The organism is Sinomonas sp. T428B (assembly GCF_056780155.1).
In genome coordinates this window covers 594,050-613,906 of sequence record NZ_JBRAZR010000001.1, presented here as the reverse complement: position 1 = coordinate 613,906, position 19,857 = coordinate 594,050, and the positions used below count along the sequence as shown (strand labels likewise).

19 protein-coding genes and 1 riboswitch are annotated in these 19,857 nt (G+C 70.4%); of the genes, 10 read left to right on the top strand and 9 right to left on the bottom strand.

The window, feature by feature from the left end; genetic code table 11:
* The first annotated feature begins 9 nt into the window (after positions 1–9).
* The 3 genes from purS to purL are packed head-to-tail and all read left to right on the top strand — an operon-like array spanning position 10 to position 3,400.
* Positions 10–318 (top strand): phosphoribosylformylglycinamidine synthase subunit PurS, encoded by a 309-nt coding sequence (gene purS / locus ACUYMY_RS02880; RefSeq protein WP_481702137.1) that lies wholly within the window; start codon positions 10–12, stop codon positions 316–318.
* Positions 319–320: 2 nt separating this feature from the next.
* On the top strand, positions 321–1,091 hold the full coding sequence (gene purQ / locus ACUYMY_RS02875) for a phosphoribosylformylglycinamidine synthase subunit PurQ (protein ID WP_481702136.1): 771 nt from the start codon (positions 321–323) through the stop codon (positions 1,089–1,091).
* Entirely contained in the window at positions 1,088–3,400 is a 2,313-nt protein-coding gene (gene purL / locus ACUYMY_RS02870; RefSeq protein WP_481702135.1) for a phosphoribosylformylglycinamidine synthase subunit PurL, read from the top strand. Before purQ ends, purL begins: the two co-directional genes overlap by 4 nt.
* Positions 3,401–3,521: 121 nt before the next feature.
* On the opposite strand, the gene ACUYMY_RS02865 is transcribed toward purL, so the two are convergent.
* Together ACUYMY_RS02865 and ACUYMY_RS02860 are read right to left on the bottom strand one after the other, a co-directional pair.
* The gene (locus ACUYMY_RS02865; protein WP_481702134.1) at positions 3,522–4,535 is read right to left on the bottom strand and encodes a zinc-dependent alcohol dehydrogenase family protein; all 1,014 of its coding nucleotides are present in this window, start codon (positions 4,533–4,535) and stop codon (positions 3,522–3,524) included.
* Between the two features lie 73 nt (positions 4,536–4,608).
* Complete coding sequence (locus ACUYMY_RS02860; protein ID WP_481702133.1) at positions 4,609–7,800, bottom strand: alpha-amylase family glycosyl hydrolase; 3,192 nt, start codon at positions 7,798–7,800, stop codon at positions 4,609–4,611.
* A gap of 152 nt (positions 7,801–7,952) precedes the next feature.
* Here ACUYMY_RS02860 and ACUYMY_RS02855 point away from each other — a divergent pair, with 152 nt between their 5' ends.
* From ACUYMY_RS02855 to ACUYMY_RS02845, 3 genes are all read left to right on the top strand, one after another.
* Positions 7,953–8,363 carry a VOC family protein gene (locus tag ACUYMY_RS02855; protein WP_481702132.1) on the top strand — a complete coding sequence of 137 codons (411 nt, stop codon included), beginning with the start codon at positions 7,953–7,955 and terminating at the stop codon, positions 8,361–8,363.
* A gap of 6 nt (positions 8,364–8,369) precedes the next feature.
* On the top strand, positions 8,370–8,834 hold the full coding sequence (locus ACUYMY_RS02850; protein WP_481702131.1) for an iron chaperone: 465 nt from the start codon (positions 8,370–8,372) through the stop codon (positions 8,832–8,834).
* 68 nt (positions 8,835–8,902) lie between these two features.
* A complete protein-coding gene (locus ACUYMY_RS02845) occupies positions 8,903–9,376 on the top strand; it encodes a hypothetical protein (protein WP_481702130.1) in 474 nt (157 codons plus the stop codon).
* Positions 9,377–9,465: 89 nt separating this feature from the next.
* Here the strand turns inward: ACUYMY_RS02845 and ACUYMY_RS02840 are convergent, their stop codons facing one another.
* From ACUYMY_RS02840 to ACUYMY_RS02815, 6 genes are all read right to left on the bottom strand, one after another.
* Positions 9,466–9,759, bottom strand: a complete 294-nt coding sequence (locus tag ACUYMY_RS02840; RefSeq protein WP_481702129.1) for a DUF503 domain-containing protein — start codon at positions 9,757–9,759, stop codon at positions 9,466–9,468.
* Between the two features lie 115 nt (positions 9,760–9,874).
* Complete coding sequence (locus tag ACUYMY_RS02835) at positions 9,875–10,813, bottom strand: oxygenase MpaB family protein (RefSeq protein ID WP_481702128.1); 939 nt, start codon at positions 10,811–10,813, stop codon at positions 9,875–9,877.
* A 147-nt stretch (positions 10,814–10,960) separates the two neighbouring features.
* Positions 10,961–11,443 carry a flavin reductase family protein gene (locus tag ACUYMY_RS02830; RefSeq protein WP_481702127.1) on the bottom strand — a complete coding sequence of 161 codons (483 nt, stop codon included), beginning with the start codon at positions 11,441–11,443 and terminating at the stop codon, positions 10,961–10,963.
* A 39-nt stretch (positions 11,444–11,482) separates the two neighbouring features.
* Positions 11,483–11,594: riboswitch (SAM riboswitch) on the bottom strand.
* 238 nt (positions 11,595–11,832) lie between these two features.
* On the bottom strand, positions 11,833–12,618 hold the full coding sequence (locus ACUYMY_RS02825; RefSeq protein ID WP_481702126.1) for an amino acid ABC transporter ATP-binding protein: 786 nt from the start codon (positions 12,616–12,618) through the stop codon (positions 11,833–11,835).
* Complete coding sequence (locus ACUYMY_RS02820; protein ID WP_481702125.1) at positions 12,615–13,547, bottom strand: amino acid ABC transporter permease; 933 nt, start codon at positions 13,545–13,547, stop codon at positions 12,615–12,617. Before ACUYMY_RS02820 ends, ACUYMY_RS02825 begins: the two co-directional genes overlap by 4 nt.
* Before the next feature lie 9 nt (positions 13,548–13,556).
* A complete protein-coding gene (locus ACUYMY_RS02815; RefSeq protein WP_481702124.1) occupies positions 13,557–14,480 on the bottom strand; it encodes an ABC transporter substrate-binding protein in 924 nt (307 codons plus the stop codon).
* Positions 14,481–14,791: 311 nt separating this feature from the next.
* Between ACUYMY_RS02815 and ACUYMY_RS02810 the strand changes: the two genes are divergently transcribed.
* Together ACUYMY_RS02810 and ACUYMY_RS02805 are read left to right on the top strand one after the other, a co-directional pair.
* Entirely contained in the window at positions 14,792–15,745 is a 954-nt protein-coding gene (locus tag ACUYMY_RS02810; RefSeq protein WP_481702123.1) for a lyase family protein, read from the top strand.
* Positions 15,746–15,747: 2 nt separating this feature from the next.
* The gene (locus ACUYMY_RS02805; protein ID WP_481702122.1) at positions 15,748–16,791 is read left to right on the top strand and encodes an NAD(P)-dependent alcohol dehydrogenase; all 1,044 of its coding nucleotides are present in this window, start codon (positions 15,748–15,750) and stop codon (positions 16,789–16,791) included.
* A gap of 15 nt (positions 16,792–16,806) precedes the next feature.
* On the opposite strand, the gene ACUYMY_RS02800 is transcribed toward ACUYMY_RS02805, so the two are convergent.
* Positions 16,807–17,247, bottom strand: a complete 441-nt coding sequence (locus tag ACUYMY_RS02800) for a hypothetical protein (protein WP_481702121.1) — start codon at positions 17,245–17,247, stop codon at positions 16,807–16,809.
* A 94-nt stretch (positions 17,248–17,341) separates the two neighbouring features.
* Between ACUYMY_RS02800 and ACUYMY_RS02795 the strand changes: the two genes are divergently transcribed.
* Both ACUYMY_RS02795 and ACUYMY_RS02790 read left to right on the top strand, forming a co-directional pair.
* Positions 17,342–18,331: an ArsR/SmtB family transcription factor gene (locus ACUYMY_RS02795; protein ID WP_481702120.1), complete on the top strand. Its 990-nt coding sequence runs from the start codon at positions 17,342–17,344 to the stop codon at positions 18,329–18,331.
* A gap of 89 nt (positions 18,332–18,420) precedes the next feature.
* Positions 18,421–19,833: an NAD-dependent succinate-semialdehyde dehydrogenase gene (locus ACUYMY_RS02790; protein WP_481702119.1), complete on the top strand. Its 1,413-nt coding sequence runs from the start codon at positions 18,421–18,423 to the stop codon at positions 19,831–19,833.
* Positions 19,834–19,857 lie beyond the last annotated feature (24 nt).

Sequence of the window (19,857 nt, the reverse complement as noted above, 5' to 3'; positions counted from 1 at the left end):
CCCCTTTCGATGCCGCGGATCGTTGTCGATGTCATGCCCAAACCCGAGATTCTCGACCCTCAGGGGAAGGCGATCGTGGGTGCGCTGCCGCGGCTCGGATTCACCGCGTTCAGCGGCGTCCGCCAGGGCAAGCGCTTCGAGCTGACCGTCGAGGGCCCGGTCACGGACGAGGTCCTCGAGCAGGCCCGCAACGCCGCGACGACGATGCTCTCCAACCCGGTCATCGAGGACGTCGTGAACGTCGAGGTCCTCGCAGAAGACACAGAGGATGCCGAGGCCAAGGGCGCTGCCGCCGCGACCGCGGGTGCCGAGGCCTGAGCATGAGCGAGACTCCCCTCATCGCCGACCTCGGCGGAAAGCCCGAGGAGGCACGCCTTTCCGGTGCCCGGATTGGTGTCGTGACCTTCCCCGGCACGCTCGATGACCGCGACGCCGCCCGCGCCGTCCGGCTCGCGGGCGGGACGCCAGTGGCGCTGTGGCACGCCGACGAGACCCTCGGCGACGTCGACGCCGTCGTCCTCCCGGGCGGCTTCTCCTACGGCGACTACCTGCGCGCCGGCGCGATCGCGCGCTTCGCCCCGCTCATGTCCAAGATCGTCGATGCGGCGAACTCGGACGCGAAGCTGCCGGTGCTGGGCATCTGCAACGGCTTCCAGATCCTGACCGAGAGCCACCTCCTTCCGGGCTCGATGATCAAGAACGACCACCTGAAGTTCATCTGCCGCGACCAGGTGCTGCGCGTCGAGAATGCCGAGACGGCCTGGACCAACGAGTTCGAGGCCGGCCAGGAGATCACGGTCGTGCTCAAGAACCAGGACGGCCAGTACGTCGCCGACGAGAAGACGCTCGACGAGCTCGAGGGCGAGGGCCGGGTCGCATTCCGCTACGTCGGCTGGAACCCGAACGGCTCGCGCCGAGGGATCGCGGGCATCACGAACGCCGCGGGCAACGTCGTCGGCCTCATGCCGCACCCCGAGCACGCGGTCGAGGCGGGCTTCGCCCCGCTCGACGGCGACACCGGTGCCTACTCGACGGACGGCCTCGGCTTCTTCACGTCCGTCCTCAACCAGCTCGTGGGAGGCTCCAAGTGACCCAGACTGCTCGGAAGTTCAACATCGACACCGTCGAGCACGCCGCCGAGACCCCGGACACCGAGCTGCCCTGGGCCGAGCTCGGCCTCAAGCAGAACGAGTTCGAGGAGATCGTCAAGCTCCTCGGCCGCCGCCCCACCGCCGCCGAGCTCGCGATGTACTCGGTCATGTGGAGCGAGCACTGCTCCTACAAGTCCTCCAAGGTGCACCTCCGCCAGTTCGGCGAGAAGCTCACCGAGGAGATGAAGAAGGACATGATGGTCGGCATCGGCGAGAACGCCGGCGTCACCGACCTCGGCGACGGCTGGGCCGTGACCTTCAAGGTCGAGTCCCACAACCACCCGTCCTTCGTCGAGCCCTACCAGGGCGCCGCGACCGGCATCGGCGGCATCGTCCGCGACATCATCTCGATGGGCGCCCGCCCGGTCGCCGTCATGGACCCGCTCCGCTTCGGCGCGATCGACCACCCGGACACGGCCCGCCTTGTGCACGGCATCGTCCACGGCATCGGCGGCTACGGCAACTCCCTCGGCCTGCCGAACATCGGCGGCGAGGTCGTGTTCAACTCGGTCTACCAGGCCAACCCGCTCGTGAACGCGCTCGCCGTCGGCGTCCTGCGCCACGAGGACCTGCGCCTCGCGAACGCCTCGGGCGTGGGCAACAAGGTGGTCCTCTTCGGCGCCCGGACGGGCGGCGACGGGATCGGCGGCGCCTCGGTGCTGGCCTCGGAGTCCTTCGACGACACGAAGCCGTCCAAGCGCCCCGCCGTCCAGGTCGGCGACCCGTTCGCCGAGAAGGTCCTCATCGAGTGCTGCCTCGAGCTGTTCAAGGCCTCCCTCGTCGAGGGCATCCAGGACCTCGGCGCGGCCGGCATCTCGTGCGCGACCTCCGAGCTCGCGTCCAACGGCGAGGGCGGCATGCAGGTCGAGCTGACCTCGGTCCTGCTGCGCGACCCGACCCTGACCCCGGGCGAGATCCTCATGTCCGAGTCGCAGGAGCGCATGATGGCGATCGTGCGCCCCGAGAACGTCGAGGCGTTCGAGAAGGTCATGGAGAAGTGGGCCGTCGAGTTCTCGTGGCTCGGCGAGGTCACGGACACGGGCCGGCTCATCATCACGTGGGACGGCGAGACGATCGTCGACGTCGACCCGCGCACCGTGGCCCACGAGGGCCCCGTCTACCACCGCCCGTACCACCGCCCCGAGTGGCTCGACGTCGTGCAGGCTGACACCTTCCGCTCCTCCGAGGCCGGCAGGGACCTCCCCTCCACGGGCGAGGAGCTCAAGGCCGCCGTGCTCGAGCTCATGGCGAGCCCGAACATGTGCGACAAGTCGTGGGTCACCAAGCAGTACGACCACTACGTGGGCGGCAACACGGCCCTCGCCTCGCCCGACGACGCCGGCGTGATCCGCGTCGACGAGGAGACCGGGCTCGGCGTCGGCATCTCGACCGACGCGAACGGCCGCTACGCCTACCTCGACCCGTACACGGGCGCCCAGCTCGCCCTGGCCGAGTCCTACCGCAACGTCGCCACCTCCGGCGCCGTGCCGATGGCCGTGACCGACTGCCTCAACTTCGGCTCCCCCGAGGACCCGGAGGTCATGTGGCAGTTCGCCGAGGCCGTGCGCGGCCTCGCCGACGCGTGCCAGACCCTCGGCATCCCGGTGACCGGCGGCAACGTCTCGCTCTACAACCAGACGGGCACGACGGCGATCCACCCCACGCCTGTGGTCGGCGTCCTCGGCAAGTTCGACGACGTCGCCCGCCGCACGCCGTCGGGCTGGCGGAAGGACGCCGACGGGCAGGCGATCTACCTGCTCGGCACGACGCGGGACGAGCTCGACGGCTCCGAGTTCGCGAACCTCCGCGGCCACCTCGGCGGCCTCCCGCCGAAGCTGGACCTCGAGGCGGAGAAGACGCTCGGCGCGATCCTCATCAACGCCTCCCGCGACGGCATGGTCGACGCCGCGCACGACCTCTCCGAGGGCGGCCTCGCCGCGGCCCTGTCCGAGATGGCGCTGCGCTTCGGCGTGGGCGCGCGGGTCTCGCTCGACGAGCTGTGCGAGCGCGACGGGATCGACGTGTTCACAGCGCTCTTCTCGGAGTCGCAGGGCCGCGCGGTCGTCGCGGTGCCGCGCTCGGAGGAGGTCCGCTTCAACGACATGGCCACGGCCCGGAACTACCCGGTGATCCGCCTCGGCGTGGTGGACGTCCTCGCGACCTCGCTCGACGTCCAGGGCCAGTTCGAGCTCCCGCTCGAGACGCTCCGCGAGGCGCACGAGGCGACGCTGCCGAAGTACTTCGGCTGACGCCCTCGGGCTCGCCCCCAGAGAACCCCGTCTTTCGGACAGGACACCGCGCCACGGCACGGGGTTCGGTCCGAAAGGCGGGGTCCTTTCGTCTGCCCGGCGTCAGCGCCCCGAGCCCACGTCAGCCCGCCCCGATCTCGAGGACGGCAGCGCCCGTGATCCTGCCCGCGGCGAGGTCCGCGAGCGCGCGGTCGGCGTCCTCGAAGGGGTACGGCACCGTCGTCGTCCTGACGGGGATCTCGGCGGCGAGCCGGAGGAACTCCGCGCCGTCCTCGCGCGTGTTGGCCGTGACGCTGCGCAGCTGGCGCTCCTGGAAGAGGTGCTCCTGGTAGTTCAGCGCCGGGATGTCGCTGAGGTGGATGCCGGCGACGGCGAGCGTCCCGCCGCGGTCGAGGGCGCGCAGCGCCGGGGGCACGAGGCCGCCGGCGGGGGCGAACAGGATGGCCGCGTCGAGCTTTTCCGGCGGCTCCTCGTCGGCCGCCCCGGCCCACGCGGCGCCGAGGGCCAGGGCGAGCTCCCGCGCCTCGGGCGCGCGGGTCATGACGTACACCGTCGCTCCGCGGTGGAGGGCCAGCTGGGCCGTGATGTGGGCGCTCCCGCCGAAGCCGTAGATCCCGAGCCTCCCGCCCGCCGGGACCTCGGCACGCTCGAGCGCGCGGTAGCCGATGATCCCCGCGCACATGAGCGGCGCGGCCTCGCGGTCGCCGAAGGCCTCGGGGATCCGGTAGGCGAAGGCCTCGGGCACGACGGCGAGCTCCGCGTAGCCGCCGTCGTCGTCCCACCCCGTGAACCGGGGTGCTGTGCAGAGGTTCTCCCGGCCCGAGCGGCAGAAGCCGCACGTCCCGCACGTGCCCCGGAGCCACGCGATGCCGACCCGCTCCCCCGGCGCGAAGCGCGCGGCCCCGGGGCCCCCTGCTACGACCGTGCCGATCACCTCGTGGCCGGGGATGACGCCGTGGCGCCTCGGCGGGAGGTCTCCCTCCGCGAGGTGCAGGTCCGTGCGGCACACGCCGCACACCGACACCCTGAGGAGGACCTCGCCGGGCCCCGGGACGGGGTCGAGCCGCTGGCCGAAGACCAGCGGCCCGGGCCGTCCGCCCGCGGGGCCGGGGACGTCCACCCACCATGCGCGCATGCGGCCATTGTGCCGCGGCTCCCGGCGCAGGGGCAGGGGCGTCGGCCCCCGCTCCTCCTTGCCCGGCCTGGGGCTACAGCTGGACCACCGTCACGAGGTGCGTCGCCGGGTCGTAGCGGAAGGCGAGCGGCCCGCCGTCGTGCGAGAGTTGGATGTTCGCACCGTCCTGCACGCCGTTCTCGCCGTAGTTGACCGTCCACGCGCCGTCGTGGGCGACCTTGAACGAGTGCTCGCCTGCCGGCAGGGAGGCCAGGCGCAGGATCCACCCGCCCGAGCGCGGGTCCCACGTCGCCTGGGTCGCGGGGCATGCGGGATCCCAGTCGGCGGCGCAGCCGGCCTCGGTCTGGTACGTGCCCGGGAGGTTGACGCTCGCGGGCTGGAGCACGGGCCAGCCGAACGAGAGCACGTGCGTGGCCTCGTTGTAGCTGAAGGTGATCGGCCCGCCCGGGTGCTCGACGGCGATGTTGGGCCCGTCCTTGACCCCGCCCTCGCCAAAGTTGACCGTCCACGAGCCGTCGAGCGCGGCCTTGGCGGCGTAGGAGCCGGCGGGCAGGTCGAAGGTGCCGCGCCACACGCCCTGCCCGGCGTCGTACGCGAGCTGGGCCTGGGGGCACGCGGGATCCCAGTCGGCGGCGCAGCCCATTTCACTGTTGAGCGTCCCCGGCACCGAGACCGCGCCGGGCTGTCCTGCCGGGGTGGTGGTCAGGGTCAGGTGCGTGTCGTGCCGGTACGTGAACGTGACAGGCCCTCCCGGATGCGCCGCGAGGGCGATGTTGGCCCCGTTCGGGGTGCCGCCGTCGCCGTAGTTCTCGGTCCAGCCCCCGTTGAGGGCGGCCTTGAACTGCCAGTCCCCGGCCGGGACGTCGAGGGTGAGCCGCCACTCCTGCGCCACGGGATCGTAGGTCGCCATGGTCCCCTCGCAGCCGGGGTCCCAGTCGGCGGCGCAGGCGGCCTCGCTCTGGAGGTCCCCGGCGATCGTGACGGAGAGCGGCTGCCGAGCCGGGCCCTTCGGGGCGTTGGGGTCGACGGGCTCGGGCACGACGCCGGCCACGGCTGCTGAGGCGGCGGTGTGCCCCGCGTTGTCGAGGGCCACGGCGCGGTACTCGACCGTGTCCCCGGGGGTCATGCCCAGGGTCGCGTGGAACACCTGGTACGGGTAGGTGTCGTCCGTGCCGATGTTCTTCCACTGGCCGCTCTCCCCCTGGCCCCCGGGCGTCCGGGCCTGGAAGGTGACCTCGTAGAACGAGTCCGTGGGGAGGTCCGCGACGACGTTGAGGCGCGAGTTGTCTCCGCCCTTCGCGACGGGCGTCCGGAGCACGGGCACCGGCGCGGCCTCGGAGTCGGGGATCCGGCCCTGGGAGGCGTAGACGACGGCGGAGAAGGGGGGCACCGTGACGGGCAGCGCGCCGTCGGTGTCCGCCTTGGCCCGGTCCGGGGCCTCGGTCCCGCCGTAGACCTTCTCGAAGGGGCGCTGGGGGAGGTATGTCGGGACGCTCGCGGTGCGGGGTGCGCCCGTGTTGTTCACGGCCACGACGTACTCGCGCTGCGCCACGGCGTCGATGCGGGAGAACGCGTAGATGCCAGCGGTGTCCTCGGCGTACCGGTCCTGGTGCGCGCCCGTGCGCAGCGTCGGGTGGTCCCTGACGAGCTGGGCGAGCCGGCTGATCGAGGAGTACAGCGGGTGGCCGGGCGAGTAGTTGTCCTGCTCGTGGGTCGCGTCGGTGCCGAGGAGGTCGTCGTCGCGGTACTCCGACGTCCGGGACGCGAACATGTCCTGGCGCGCAAGCTGGTCCCCCGCGGCATTGCCGTCCCTGTCCAGGCCCGTGAAGCCCTGCTCGTCGCCGTAGTAGATGACGGGGTTGCCGCGCGAGAAGTACATGAGCTCGTGGGCCAACCGATCTCGGGCGACCTTCTCGCCGTCGTCCGCCCCCGCGTTCCCGTCCGCGATGAACGCGCCGATCCGCCCCATGTCGTGGTTACCGAGGAACGTGGGCAGCTGGTAGACGTTCGAGTCGGCATCGGTGTACCAGTCGTCGCCGAGGAACAGCGAGCGCAGCGTCGTGGCGGGCTCGGAGTCGGCGGCGTAGGAGCGCGCCGCGAGCTGGAACGGGAAGTCCAAGACGGCCTGCATGCTGTTCGACGTGGTGTACTTCGAGGTGAAGTCGCGCGAGGTGTCGAAGACCTCGCCGAACATGAAGAAGTCCTTCTTCCCGGCGTCGTGCGCGGACTGGAGGACCTCGGGGCCGAACTTCTGCCAGAACTCGTCGTTGACGTGCTTCATGGTGTCGATCCGGAAGCCGTCGACGCCGAAGTCCCGGATCCACGCCGTGTAGATGTCGATCATGCCGTCGACGACCTTGGGGTTCTCGGTGAAGAGGTCGTCGAGGCCCACGAAGTCGCCGTAGTAGGCGCTCTCCCCCGCGAAGCTCGAGTCGCCGCGGTTGTGGTACAGCGTGACGTCGTTGAGCCAGACCGGGACCTTGAGGTTCTCCTCGCCCGGCGCGACCTCGGGGCGGTAGGGGAACGAGACGTCGGGGTCGAGGGCCGGGAACGTGTCCGTGCCCGCGTAGTCGGCGTCGTCGAACGGGTTGCCGGCGGCGTCCCGGTAGGGGCTCGCGGTCTTCGAGACGTATGCGACGCGCTCGCCCTCCTCGAACCCGACGACGTCCGCCGTGTGGTTCGTGATGATGTCGAAGTAAACCTTCATGCCGCGCGCGTGGGCTGCCTCGATGAGGTCCGCGAGGTCTTGGTTGGTGCCGAGGTGCGGGTCGATCTGGGTGAAGTCGGTGACCCAGTAGCCGTGGTAGCCGGCGCTCCCGTCCTCGGTCTGCACGGCCTTGTTCTTGAAGCTCGGAGTGAGCCAGAGGGCGGTCGTGCCGAGGCCCTGGATGTAGTCGAGCTTGCCGAGCAGGCCCTGGAGGTCGCCGCCGTGGTAGAAGCCCTTTGAGGTGGGGTCGAAGCCCGAGACCATACGGTCCGCGGGGAGGCCGCCCGTGTCGTTCGCAGTGCTGCCGTTCGCGAAGCGGTCCGCCATGACGAAGTAGTAGTTCTCCTTCCCAGCCGCCGTCCGCATCGAGTGCTCGGCGCCCGTTGCGTCGACCGGCCCGGGCGGTGCCGGCGGCGGGACGGCGGCAGCGGGCGCGACCCCCGCCGTGAGCATGCCGGCGGCGAGGACGACGGCGGCCGCGGCCGAGGCGGCCCGGCTGCCGGTGCGCGAGTGGCCAGGGCGGGTACGGGAGGGGCAGGGGCGGCGGCGGTGCGTCATCGAGACCTCCTGGGGAAGTGGTGCGCCGGGGCCAACTATGGTCGAGGTCACACGGGCTGACAAGTGCCGTCATGGACGCGACAAGGACGACTGCGCAGACCGATCAGGAATCGAGAAGCCCGGCCCCTCGGCGCGGGAGTAGCGTGACAGCCATGGACATCACCATTCATGCGAGCTTCCTCCCCCACACCGACCCCGAGGCGTCGCTGGCCTTCTACCGAGACATCCTGGGCTTCGAGGTCCGCAACGATGTCGGGCAGGGCACCATGCGCTGGATCACCGTCGGCCCCGCCGGGCAGCCGGACACCTCCATCCTCCTGGCCCCGGCGGCCACCGACCCCGGCATCACCGACGAGGAGCGCCGCACCATCTCCGAGATGATGGCAAAGGGCACCTACGGCTGGATCCTGCTGGCCACTGCGGACCTCGATGCGCTCTTCGAGAAGGTCCAGGCGACCGACGCCGAGGTCGTCCAGGAGCCGGTCGACCAGCCCTATGGGCTGCGGGACTGCGCCTTCCGCGACCCGGCCGGGAACCTCGTCCGCATCCAGGAGAGGCGGTAGCCACCCATGGCGACCCAGAAGACCGAGGCGACCGAGCCGGCGTCGTCCGCGTTCAGCGCCCAGGAGCGCGCGGCGATGAAGGAACACGCCGCGGAGATGAAGAAGGCCAAGGCCCGTGCGGGCGCGGCGGACAAGGCCGCGGCCGAGGCGGCGGACGTGCTCGCGAAGATCGCCGCGATGGACGAGCCCGACCGCGCGATGGCCGAGCGCCTGCATGCGATCGTCGCCGCCGCTGCGCCTGATCTGGCCCCGAAGCTCTGGTACGGGATGCCGGCGTATGCGCGGGCCGGCAAGGTCGTGTGCTTCTTCCAGGAGCGGAAGAAGTTCAAAACGCCCTACGCGACGCTCGGTTTCAGCGAGGAGGCCAACCTCAACGACGGCGCGATGTGGCCGACGTCGTACGCGCTGACCGAGCTGAGCGACGAGGTCGAGGCGCGGATCACCGAGCTCGTGACGAGGGCGGTGAGCTGACGTGCTCAGGGTGCGGTCAGGGACAACCCTGACTGCCCGCCCTCGCCCTGACCGGCGATAATCGAAGGGTGAGCATCCCCGGACAGCCACCGCGGCGGAATCCCTACCGGGACCCGAGCGCCTACTGGCCTGACGGTGTCCGGCCAGGCAGTGTGCCGCGTTCCGCCGATCCCGACGGCCTGCTGGCCGACGATGGCCTGCTGGCGGAGGGCTGGCACGGCGGCGAGCTCGTCCCGCGGCCCGGCCACGCGCCCTCGTCCGAGGTTCAACGTGCCCCGCGCCCGGCCCGCGCCCGAAAGCCCGCCTCGCGCCTAGCGACCTTGCTGGGCGGCGTCTCGCTCGGCTTCGGCCTGTTCGCCCTCATGCTCGGGCTTGTTCCGTATATCGGCCCGGTGCTCGCCGCGGCCCCGCTCGCGATCGCAGTCCTTGCCGGCTGGGGCGGCCTCGCCCGGGCCCGCGCGCGGGCGGCGCGCTACCCTGCAACGGCGTTCACTGGGCTGGGCCTGAGCCTGCTGCACATCGTGCTCATGTTCATGGGCTGACCCGCATCACAAGCCACGATGCGGGGTCACCTCCCTACGATGCGGGGTCACCTCCCTACGATGCGGGGTCACCTCCCTACGATGCGGGGTCAGTCCTCGCTGTGGAGCTCCCTCCGGCGGGCGCTGAGCAGCTCGAGCTCGGGCCGGCCCGCGACGAAGCGCTCGACGGCGTCGAGCACCTCAACCGCGTGCGCCCGGTCCGCGGTCACGAGCCCCGCCCCCACCTTGGCCCGCCGGTAGAGGTCCATCTCCCCGACCTCGGCCGCAGACACGTCAAAGCGGCGCCGCAGCTCGGCCACGAGCGGCCGCACGACGGAGCGCTTCTCCTTCAGCGTGTGCACATCTCCGAGCAGGAGGTCGAACTCGATCCAGGCGATCCACATGGGCCCATTTTCCGCACGCTCCCACCCGCAGTCACCTCGCGGCTAGCGGGGTTCCTGACCCCGCATCCTTGGAAGGTGACCCCGCATCCTCGGGAGGTGACCCCGCGTTGAGGGGTCAGCCGAGGCCGAGCCGCGCGAGCCGCCGGCGCGCGGCGGCCTCGCTCGGCGGCATCGGGTCCAGGGCGCGGGCGACGACGGCGAGCGTCACCTTCGCGGCGGCCGCGGTCGGGAGGGGTACCGGGCCCACGCTCGGGCGCTCGAGCCCGAGGAGGTCGAGGTACCGCTGCGGCATGGTGCCGATGGCGGCGGCGAAGAGGAGCCGGTAGCCGGGGCGCAGGAGCGGATCTAGCGGGGGCCGCCGGAGGAAGGCGACCACCTCGTCGAGGCGCGGGCCGCCGCCCAGCTGCCCGGCGTCGTCGTACGCCGCGAGCCGCTCCCCGAGCTCCCGCTCCGTGCGCGGCGGGTCCTTGACCCCCATGAGCCTGCCCGCGCGGGCCCACTCGGCCACGTAGCGGTCCGCGCCGCCGGGCACGGGGCCCTCGAGGGCCTCATAGGTGCGCAGGAACGCGTCGGTGAAGGCGAGGTGCACCCAGGCCTCGAGCTCGGGATCGTTCGCCGAGTAGGGGCGGCGGATCCCGGCGGCGTCCGTGTAGGTCCCCCGGACGGGGCGGTGCCGCCGGCGCACCCAGGCACAGGCCCGCGCCGCGGCGGCAGTGTCCCCGTAGGTGACAGTGAAGATCCAGCGGATCGTGCCGGCGAGCCGGGCGAGCGGGTCGGCGCGGTAGTCCGAGTGCTCGGCGACGCCGGCCAGGACGCCAGGGTGGAGGGCCTGGGTCAGGAGCGCGCGGATGCCCCCGACGATCGGGGACATGCCCCCGTGCACGGCCCAGACGGCGGAGCCGGGGCCGAAGTAGCCGGCGTCGTCGCCCTCCTCGAGGGCGAGCTGCCACGACGGGATGCCCTCCGACTGGCCGGAGAAGGTGAGCAGGAGGCGGCGCCGCAGGGGAGCGATGAGGCGTTCGACGGGCGGGCTGGGCTGTGTGCGTGTACGCACACTTCCAGCGTACGCCGCGCCCGCGGCAGCATCACAGCACGCCTGAGAGGGGCCCATCAGATGGGTGCCGCGATGCCGCCCGCGGGGTGGATGTGGCGCGCGCGGCCCCCTCCGATGAGGGGAGCCGGGGCCGCAGGCGCGTAAGGGCTACTTAGCCCAGAACACGTGGTTCGTGAGGGGGACGAAGCCGTCCGGATCCGAGACGTTGACTACCTCGCCGATCAGGATGACGTGATCCCCCGCGTCCACCGTCTGCCAGAGTCGACACTCGAGGCGCGGCACGTCGTCGGCCACGATCGGCGAGCCGAGCACGCCGGGCTCCCAGTCGAGCCCCGCGAACTTGTCCGTCCCCTTAGCCGCGAACCGCTTCACGAGGTCCCGGTGGGACTCGGAGAGGATGTGCACGGCATAGTTGTCGGCGCGGTTCCAGGTCTCGAAGGAGCTCGACGCGCGGTCCACCGCCCAGGAGACGAGCGGCGGGTCGAGGCTGATCGAGGTGAACGAGTTGCTCACGATTCCCGCGAGCGTGCCGCCGTCCGAGGTCGTGATGACGGCGATGCCCGTGGCCCAGTGCGCCATGGCGCGGCGGAGATCCGCACCCTCGACGAGGTCCAGGGGTGTAGCTGTCATGCTGCCCTCCAGCATTTCGGCCGGACGCCCAGTGTCTGGACGCCGTACTTGCCGCGGATGTCCACCGCGGCCGGATCCTCATCTGGGGCACCCCACTACGGGAGAGGGTTGCCGCCCGGCCAGCCAGAGCTTCGCGCCGGGACTCTTGATCCTGTCCTCAACCCTACGAAGGGGTTTCGGAGCGGTCCACCCTAGCGGAAACAGGGGGACACATGTGCTTTTGTGACGCCAGGGACGAGGGCCCTCAGGCGTCATATGTGCTTTTGTGACGTGAGGGACGAGGACCCTCCAGCACCGCCGGGGCTGGGCTCCTAGGGCAACGAAAAGGCTCCCCGGAACCGGCCGTCTTCTTCAGCCAGTTCCGGGGAGCCTTACCGTTGTTCGTCCGCTCAGAGCACCTTCTCGAGGAAGGACTGGGTGCGGGCCTCCTGCGGGTTGCCCAGGACCTCGCGGGCGTCGCCGCGCTCGATGATGTAGCCCTCGTCCATGAACACGACCGTGTCGCCGACCTCGCGGGCGAAGCCCATCTCGTGGGTGACCACGACCATGGTCATGCCCGCCTTGGCGAGGTTCTTCATGACGGCGAGGACCTCGCCGACCTTCTCCGGATCCAGCGCGGAGGTCGGCTCGTCGAAGAGGATGATCTCCGGGTCCATGGCCAGGGCCCGGGCGATCGCGACGCGCTGCTGCTGCCCGCCGGAGAGCTGGGCCGGGTAGTGGTCGCCGAAGGCGCCCAGCCCGACGTCGGTCAGGAGCTCCTGGGCGCGCTTGGCAGCGGCCTTCTTGTCCCCGCGCTTGACCAGCACGGGCCCGGCCATGACGTTCTCCCGCGCGGTCATGTTCGGGAACAGGTTGAACGACTGGAACACCATCCCGATCCGGGTCCGCTGCTCGGCGAGCTTCTTCTTGGGAAGGGCGTGGTAGGCGTGCTCGGTCTCGTGGTAGCCGAAGTCCTCGCCGTTGACCCTCAGCACCCCCGAGTCGACCGTCTCGAGGCCGTTGAGGCAGCGCAGCAGGGTGGACTTGCCCGAGCCCGAGGGGCCGATGATGCAGGCGACCTCCCCGCTGGCGATGTCGAGGCTGATGTCCTTCAGGACCGTCTTGTGCCCGAACGACTTCTTCAGGTTCCGGACGTGGATCGTGCCGTCAGGGATGGTGCCGGTGGGGGTGGTCATCGTGCCGCCCCTTCCGGGCTCGTCAGCGCCACACGCTTGGCCTTCCTCGGAAGGGTCGCCGCGGAGCGGTTGTACTTCTGCTCGAGCTTGGACTGGGGGTAGCTCAGCAGCAGGGTCATGACCAGGTACCAGAGGCTGGCCACGATCAGCAGCGGGATGGTCTCGTAGGTGCGGGCGTAGATCAGCTGCGCGCTCTGCAGCAGCTCCGCCACGCCCAGGACGGACACGAGCGAGGTCTCCTTGAACATGCCGATGACCTGGTTGCCCGTGGCCGGGATGATCGAGGGCATCGCCTGCGGGATGATGACCTTCCGCATCCGCATCCCGGCGCTCATGCCCAGGGAGTCCGCGGCCTCGAGCTGGCCCTTGCCCACGGCGGAGAACCCGCCGCGGATGATCTCGGCCATGTAGGCGGCCTCGTTCAGGGTCAGGCCCACCAGGGCCGCCGTGATCGGGCCCATGATCGCGTTCGTGTCCACGGCCACGCCGAGGTCGGTGAACGGGATCCCGATCCGCAGGTCCGGGTACAGGGCGGAGATGTTGAACCAGAAGATCAGCTGCACCAGCACCGGGGTGCCGCGGAACAGCGTGATGTACAGGTTCGCGGCGATCGAGACCGGCTTCACGTGCGAGGAGCGCATGACCGCCAGGGCCAGGCCCAGCAGCGTGCCCAGGGCCATGCTCGCCACGGTGAGGAAGATCGTGAGCATCAGGCCGCGCAGGATGGACTCGGCGAAGAAGTACTTCCCGACCACGCCCCACCTGAAGTTGGGGTTCGTCAGGACCGAGGCCAGGATCCCCAGGCCGAGCAGGATGCTGAACGCCCAGCCCGCGTATTCCGAGGGCGTCCGCAGCCGGATCCGCGGCTTGAGCGCAGAGCCGGACGCGTTCGCCGTGGGCTCGCTTCCGCGAGTGATGGTTTCCAGCATGGACATCCCCTAGTTGAGCTTGGCGTCGGTGATGGCGCCGGACTCGAGGCCCCAGGTCTCGAGCGCCTCCTTGTACTCCGGGCTGTCGAGGACCGACTGGGTCGCCGCCTGCAGGGCGGGGGTCAGCGGGGAGTCCTTCTTGATGCCGATCGCCGTCACGTCGCTCGAGCCGACGTTGACCCGGCCGATCACGGTGAAGCTGTCCGGCTGCTGCTTGGCGGCCCACCCGAGGGCGGTCGTGTCGTAGAGGATGCCGTCGACCCGCTTGGAGTGCAGCTGGGTCAGCGCCTCCTGGATGTTGGGCAGCGTCACGGCGTTGATCTCCGGCTGGCCCTTGGAGGTGCACGTCTGCTCGTTCAGGGCCGGGAGGCGCTTGAGCTGGCCGGTCGAGCCCTGGGTGACGGCGATGTTCTTCCCGCACAGGTTCTCGACGGTGAGGTTCTGCGGGTTGCCCGCGGCAGCGGCCACGGAGGTGCCGGCCTTGAAGTAGTCGATCATGTCCAGGACCTTGAGCCGCTCATCGGTCTTGGACATGGTCGTGGCGGTGAAGTCGAAGCGCCCGCCGTCCAGCCCCGGGACGATCGTGTCGAACTTCGTGTCCACGAACTCCAGCTTGAGGTCGAGCTTCTTGGCGATGAGCCGGGCGATGTCCGGGTTGAGCCCGATCGCGGTCTGGTTGTCCTCGGCCAGGAAGGTCGTCGGCGGGTAGTGCAGGTCCATCGCGACCGTGAGCTCGCCCTTTTCCTTGAAGGACTGCGGGACCAGGCTCACTGCCTTCGGATCCGGCTGGACACCCTCCGAGATGTCCCTCGTGAGGTTCGTGAGGCTCTCGGACGCTGCCGGGGCGCTGGTGGCCTCGCCGCCGCAGGCACTCAGAGCCAGGATCGCGGCCAGACCCGCCGCAGCGGCGTGAACCTTGTTGATCTTCTTCACGGTGCTTCCCTTCGAATGGCTTCAGCACATGACGTGTTAGGGGTATGGGTGAGATGGTGCCGCACCATCCGACGGGTTCCTCCGCAGCCGTCTCCGTCGAGGCCTCGAGGTAACCAAGCCTGAGCGCTGAACGATGCCTCAGGCTTGCCGGCGAGAGTTGATGTGGTGTGCATCTCGTCACGCTGTGTCTGATGCAATAGAACCCCCTGATCGCTCGGTTGTCAACAATCGACCGTCACTGCGTTGACAATCTACAATCCCGGTCCTAGAGTCCAACTCACCGCTTGCCCGCGTCAGGAACCGAGAAAGCTATGACATCTAGGACGTCACGCTCCCCGGAGAGCAGAGGGGCAGGGGGCCCCGGCAGAAGCAGACTCGAAAGGGACGCCGCCGGGATCCGCGAGATCCCGGCTGACGTGTATTGGGGCCTTCAGACGCTACGCGCGCTGGAAGCGGTACCGATCGCCTGCACACAGATCTCGTCACGACCGGCGCTGGTCAAGGCACTCGCCCAGGTCAAGCGGGCATCTGTCCTGGCGCACGCCGGCCCCTGCCCCATGGACGAAGCGAAGAAGACGGCGATCGTGCAGGCATGCCGGGAGATCGAGTTGGGCAGACTGCTGGACCACTTCGTGGTCGACGTCCTCCAGTGCGACGCCGCTGGGGCGACGAATGCCAACGCAAACGAGGTCATCGCCAACCGCGCCCTCGAAATCCTGGGGCACGAACGGGGCACGTATTCAGTGATTCACCCCCACCATGACCTGGATGCGGGACTGTCTGCGAAGGACGTCTATTCGACCGCCACCAGGCTCGCGGCCATCGAAGGCACCCACGAGTTCCTCTCCGTCATGGCGGAACTCCGCCAGGAATTCGTGGCGCCCGCTCTGGAGGCGCACGAATGCCAGGTCCGCGAGGCCCTCGGCTTCCTTGACCCCATCGAAGCCGGCGGGCACAATGCCGGCCCCGGAGGGTTCGTGCTCCTCTCGGATGCGCTCACCCAGGCAGCAACCGGGCTCTCGAGATTCGTCCCATGCGTCGAACCTGCCCTTGCGGAGGTCATGGACCACGTGGCCTTCGATGTCATGGGCAACGACCTGACCATCAGGCTAGCCGCCGAGGCGGGACGGCGGACTGCCTTCGAGCCCGTCATCGCGGAGGCCCTCTTCGGGAGCCTGAGCCGCCTCACGTCGGCCTGCGCGGCACTCGCCGAACACACGCTTTCACCCGCACTCGAGACCCTGCCACTTCTGACAAGGAACTGACGATGCCCTCTCTCGCTCAGGCGTACATCGCCCACTCGGCGGACTCCCCGCTCCAGCCCGGCGTCATCGTGCGCCGCGATCCGGGCCCGTTCGAGGTGCGGATTGCCATCAGATTCACGGGGATCTGCCACTCGGATATCCACACGGCCCGAGGCGACTGGTCCAGTGTCCGGTACCCCGTCGTCGTCGGCCACGAGATCGCCGGGGTCGTGGAGGCGGTCGGAGCCGAGGTGAGGCGCCACGCGGTCGGCGACCGGGTCGGCGTCGGCTGCTTTGTGGATTCCTGCCGCGAATGCGACAACTGCCTCGCCGGCGAGGAGCAGTACTGCCTCAAAGGTTCGACCAGCACCTACAACTCCATCGGTCCCGACGGGCTCCCCACCGCAGGGGGCTACAGCACGAGCATCGTCGTGGACGAGAAGTACGTCGTGCGGATCCCGGACGGCCTCTCGCTGGAATCGGCCGCGCCCCTCCTGTGCGCGGGGATCACCATGTACTCACCCCTGGTGCAGTGGGGGGCGGGGCCGGGGACGCGGGTCGCGATCATCGGCATGGGCGGTCTCGGCCACATGGGGGTCAAGATCGCCGCGGCTCTCGGTGCAGAGGTCTCGGTCCTCAGCCAGACCCTCAAGAAGGAAGAGGATGCGCGGCGGCTGGGCGCAGCCCACTACTACGCCACCTCAGACCCCTCGACCTTCGAGGCCCTCAAGGGCCGCTTCGACCTGATCATCAACACGGTCTCTGCGACCCTCGACCTCGACGACTACCTCTCCCTCCTCGCCTTGGACGGGACCCTGGTCCTCGTGGGGCTTCCCACCGAGCCGATGAAACAGCGCGCCTGGTCCTTGGCCAGCATGCGTCGGAACCTCGCCGGCTCGAAGATGGGCGGAATCAGGAAGACCCAGGAAATGCTCGACTTCTGCGCCGCCCACGGTCTCGGGTCCGAGGTCGAGGTCATCGCGGCCCACCAGATCAACGAGGCGTTCGAGCGTGTCCTCGCCAGCGACGTCCGCTACCGCTTCGTCATCGACGCGAGCACTTACTGAAGAGGTGACCGGGGTTCAGACGTAGCGGGTGGGCGCGAGCCCCGAGCGGAGCATCGCGGCCGAATCCTCGTCCCGGCGGGCCCGCAGCCTGGCGTCCGTCCGGGCGGCGGCGCGCACGCGCCCGATGAGCCACCCGCCCGCCCGCCCCAGCCCCCGGCGCAGGGCCGAGAGGTCCGGCAGCCCGAGGAGGTCGCCGGAGACATCCGGCACGGCGGTCGGAGCGACAAGGGGCCGCGTCGAGGCGTCGGCTCGGTTGCCCGCGTCCGTCTCGCCCGGTGCGGGGCGGGCGGACGACGGCGCGGGGCCGGCCGGCGTCGTGAGCCGGCCTACGCCCGCGCCGACCCCGAGGACGTGGTGCGGGTCGCGGACGGGCCGGCGGGAGGCCGGCCGGACCGGGTGCAGGGCCCGCTCAGCGGCGGGGTCGGTCGTGTGCTGGGTGCGGGTGTTGGTTGTCATGTCCACGAGTCTCCGCCGCCGAAGCGGGCCCAGAAACGATTCGGTGAGCGCCGAATCCTCGCCGCCGCGCGCCGAAAGTCCCTACGCTGGATCCATGTTCATCACGCTCACGAGCGAGGACCTGACCCGGGTACGCTTCGAGGCCTCGCCCCTGTGGGAGACGGTGACGAGCCTGCGCGCGCTCCAGTCCGGCACGCCCATGCACCGCCCATGGATCACGGAGGCCCGCCGACGCATCACTGCGAGCGAGGACCCGCTCGCGCGCGAGCACCTGCGCATCCTCACGACGCTCGTGGCGCCCCAGGGCTTCATCGCCGACTCGCTCACCCCCACCCCCGAGCGGCAGGCCACGTTCGCGGAGGCGCTCGACGCCGTCGCCGCCGTCCCGGGCGAGCTGTGGCTGCGGGACTTCGGGTACCTCGAGCGGCGCAAGCCCACCGGCCACGTGCTCGCGACGCTCGAGGAGCTGCGCGCGGACGTCGGCGCCGCCGTGCCCCGCATCGTGGCGGCGCTGGGCTGGTACTTCAGGACCGCGGTCGAGCCCTACTGGCCACGGCTGCGCTCGGTGCTGCTCGCTGACATCGATTCGCGGCTCGAGGAGCTCGCGCACCACGGCATCCAGGAGGTCTTCAAGACGCTCCACCCGAGCGTGCGGCCCACGGCGACCGGCCTCGAGATCACCCGCGGCTGCGAGGCCACCGACCTGCCCGAGCCCGGCCGCGGGCTCATCCTCGTGCCGAACGCGTTCGTGTGGCCGAACACGCTCGTGATGAACATCGCCCCGTTCGTCCCCACGATCACGTACGCGCCCCGCGGCGTCGGCCGGCTGTGGGAGGCCACGCGCGAGACCCGCGAGAGCCCCGTCTCGCGCCTGCTCGGCCGCACGCGCGCGCAGATCCTCGCGCAGCTGGACGTGCCGATGACGACGACGCAGCTCGCCTGCGCGCTCGACCTCGCCGCCGGGACGGTGAGCGAGCACCTCAAGGTTCTCGCCGAGTCGGGCCTCGCGGAGGCCCTGCGCTCGGGCCGCGAGGTGTTCTACCAGCGGGGGCGGGTCGGCGAGGAGCTCCTGGCCCGCGCCTGAACCCGGCTCGCCTTCTGCACAGAAGGCGACCCGCCGCCGTCGTGCTTAAGCACAGTGATGTGACGTGGACAACGATGGATGATGGTGTCATGACTACCACCGCCAGCAACCCGAGCACTCGCGACGAGCCCGGCTACCGCGTCCTCAACCCCGCGACCGGCGAGATCGTCGAGACCTTCCCCACCGCGACCGACGCCGAGGTCGAGTCCGCGATCGCCGCCGCCCAGTCGGCCTTCGAGTCGTGGCGCGAGACGCCGATCGAGACGCGCGCCAAGGTCGTCGCACGGGTTGGCGAGCTCTTCACCGAGCGCGCCGAGGAGCTCGCGGCCATCATCACCGAGGAGATGGGCAAGCCGCTGGGCCAGGCCAAGGACGAGGCCGAGTTCTGCACCGACATCTTCAGCTACTTCGCCACCGAGGGCCCCACCCTCGCCGCGGACCAGGAGATCAAGACGTTCGCGGGCGGCCGCGCGTTCGTCCAGAAGCTGCCCATCGGCCCGCTCCTGGGCATCATGCCGTGGAACTACCCGTACTACCAGGTGGCCCGCTTCGCCGCGCCGAACCTCATGCTCGGCAACACGATCATCCTCAAGCACGCCGAGTCGTGCCCGCGCTCGGCCCTCGCGATCCAGCAGATCATGGACGACGCCGGCGTGCCGAAGGGCGCGTACGTCAACGTCTTCGCCTCGCACGCGCAGATCGCGGACATCATCGCGGACCCGCGCATCCAGGGCGTCTCCCTCACCGGCTCGGAGCGGGCCGGGGCGATCATCGGCGAGCTCGCCGGCAAGAACCTCAAGAAGGCCGTCCTCGAGCTCGGCGGCTCGGACCCGTTCGTGGTCCTCGACGCCGCGGACGTCAAGGCCATCGCGGACACCGCGTGGGACACGCGCATGGAGAACACCGGCCAGGCCTGCAACTCCAACAAGCGCATGATCGTCATGGAGGACATCTTCGACGACTTCGTCGCCGAGCTCACGGCCCGCGCCGCCGCGCTCAAGCCCGGCAACCCGGCCGAGGACGCCGAGAACACCTTCGCGCCGCTGTCCTCGCGCGCGGCCGCCGAGGGCATCGCCGCCCAGGTCCGGGACGCCGTCGAGAAGGGCGCCACGCTGCACGCCGGCGGCCAGCTCGCCGAGGGCGACGCCGCCTACTTCTCCCCCGCCGTCCTCACGGGCATCACGCCGGAGATGCGCGCGTACCACGAGGAGCTCTTCGGGCCAGTCGCCGTGGTCTACAAGGTCGGCAGCGACGAGGAGGCCCTCAAGCTCGCCAACGACACCCCGTACGGGCTCGGAGGCTGCGTCTTCTCGACGGACACGGCCCGTGCCGAGCGCATCGCCCGGCGCCTCGAGGTCGGCATGGCCAACGTCAACATCGCGGCCGCCGAGGGTGCGGAGGTGCCGTTCGGCGGGGTCAAGCGCTCGGGCTTCGGCCGCGAGCTCGGCCCGCTCGGCATGGACGAGTTCGTGAACAAGCGCATGTACTTCGTCGCCGACTGACGCCCCTGACAACGCCACGTCGCA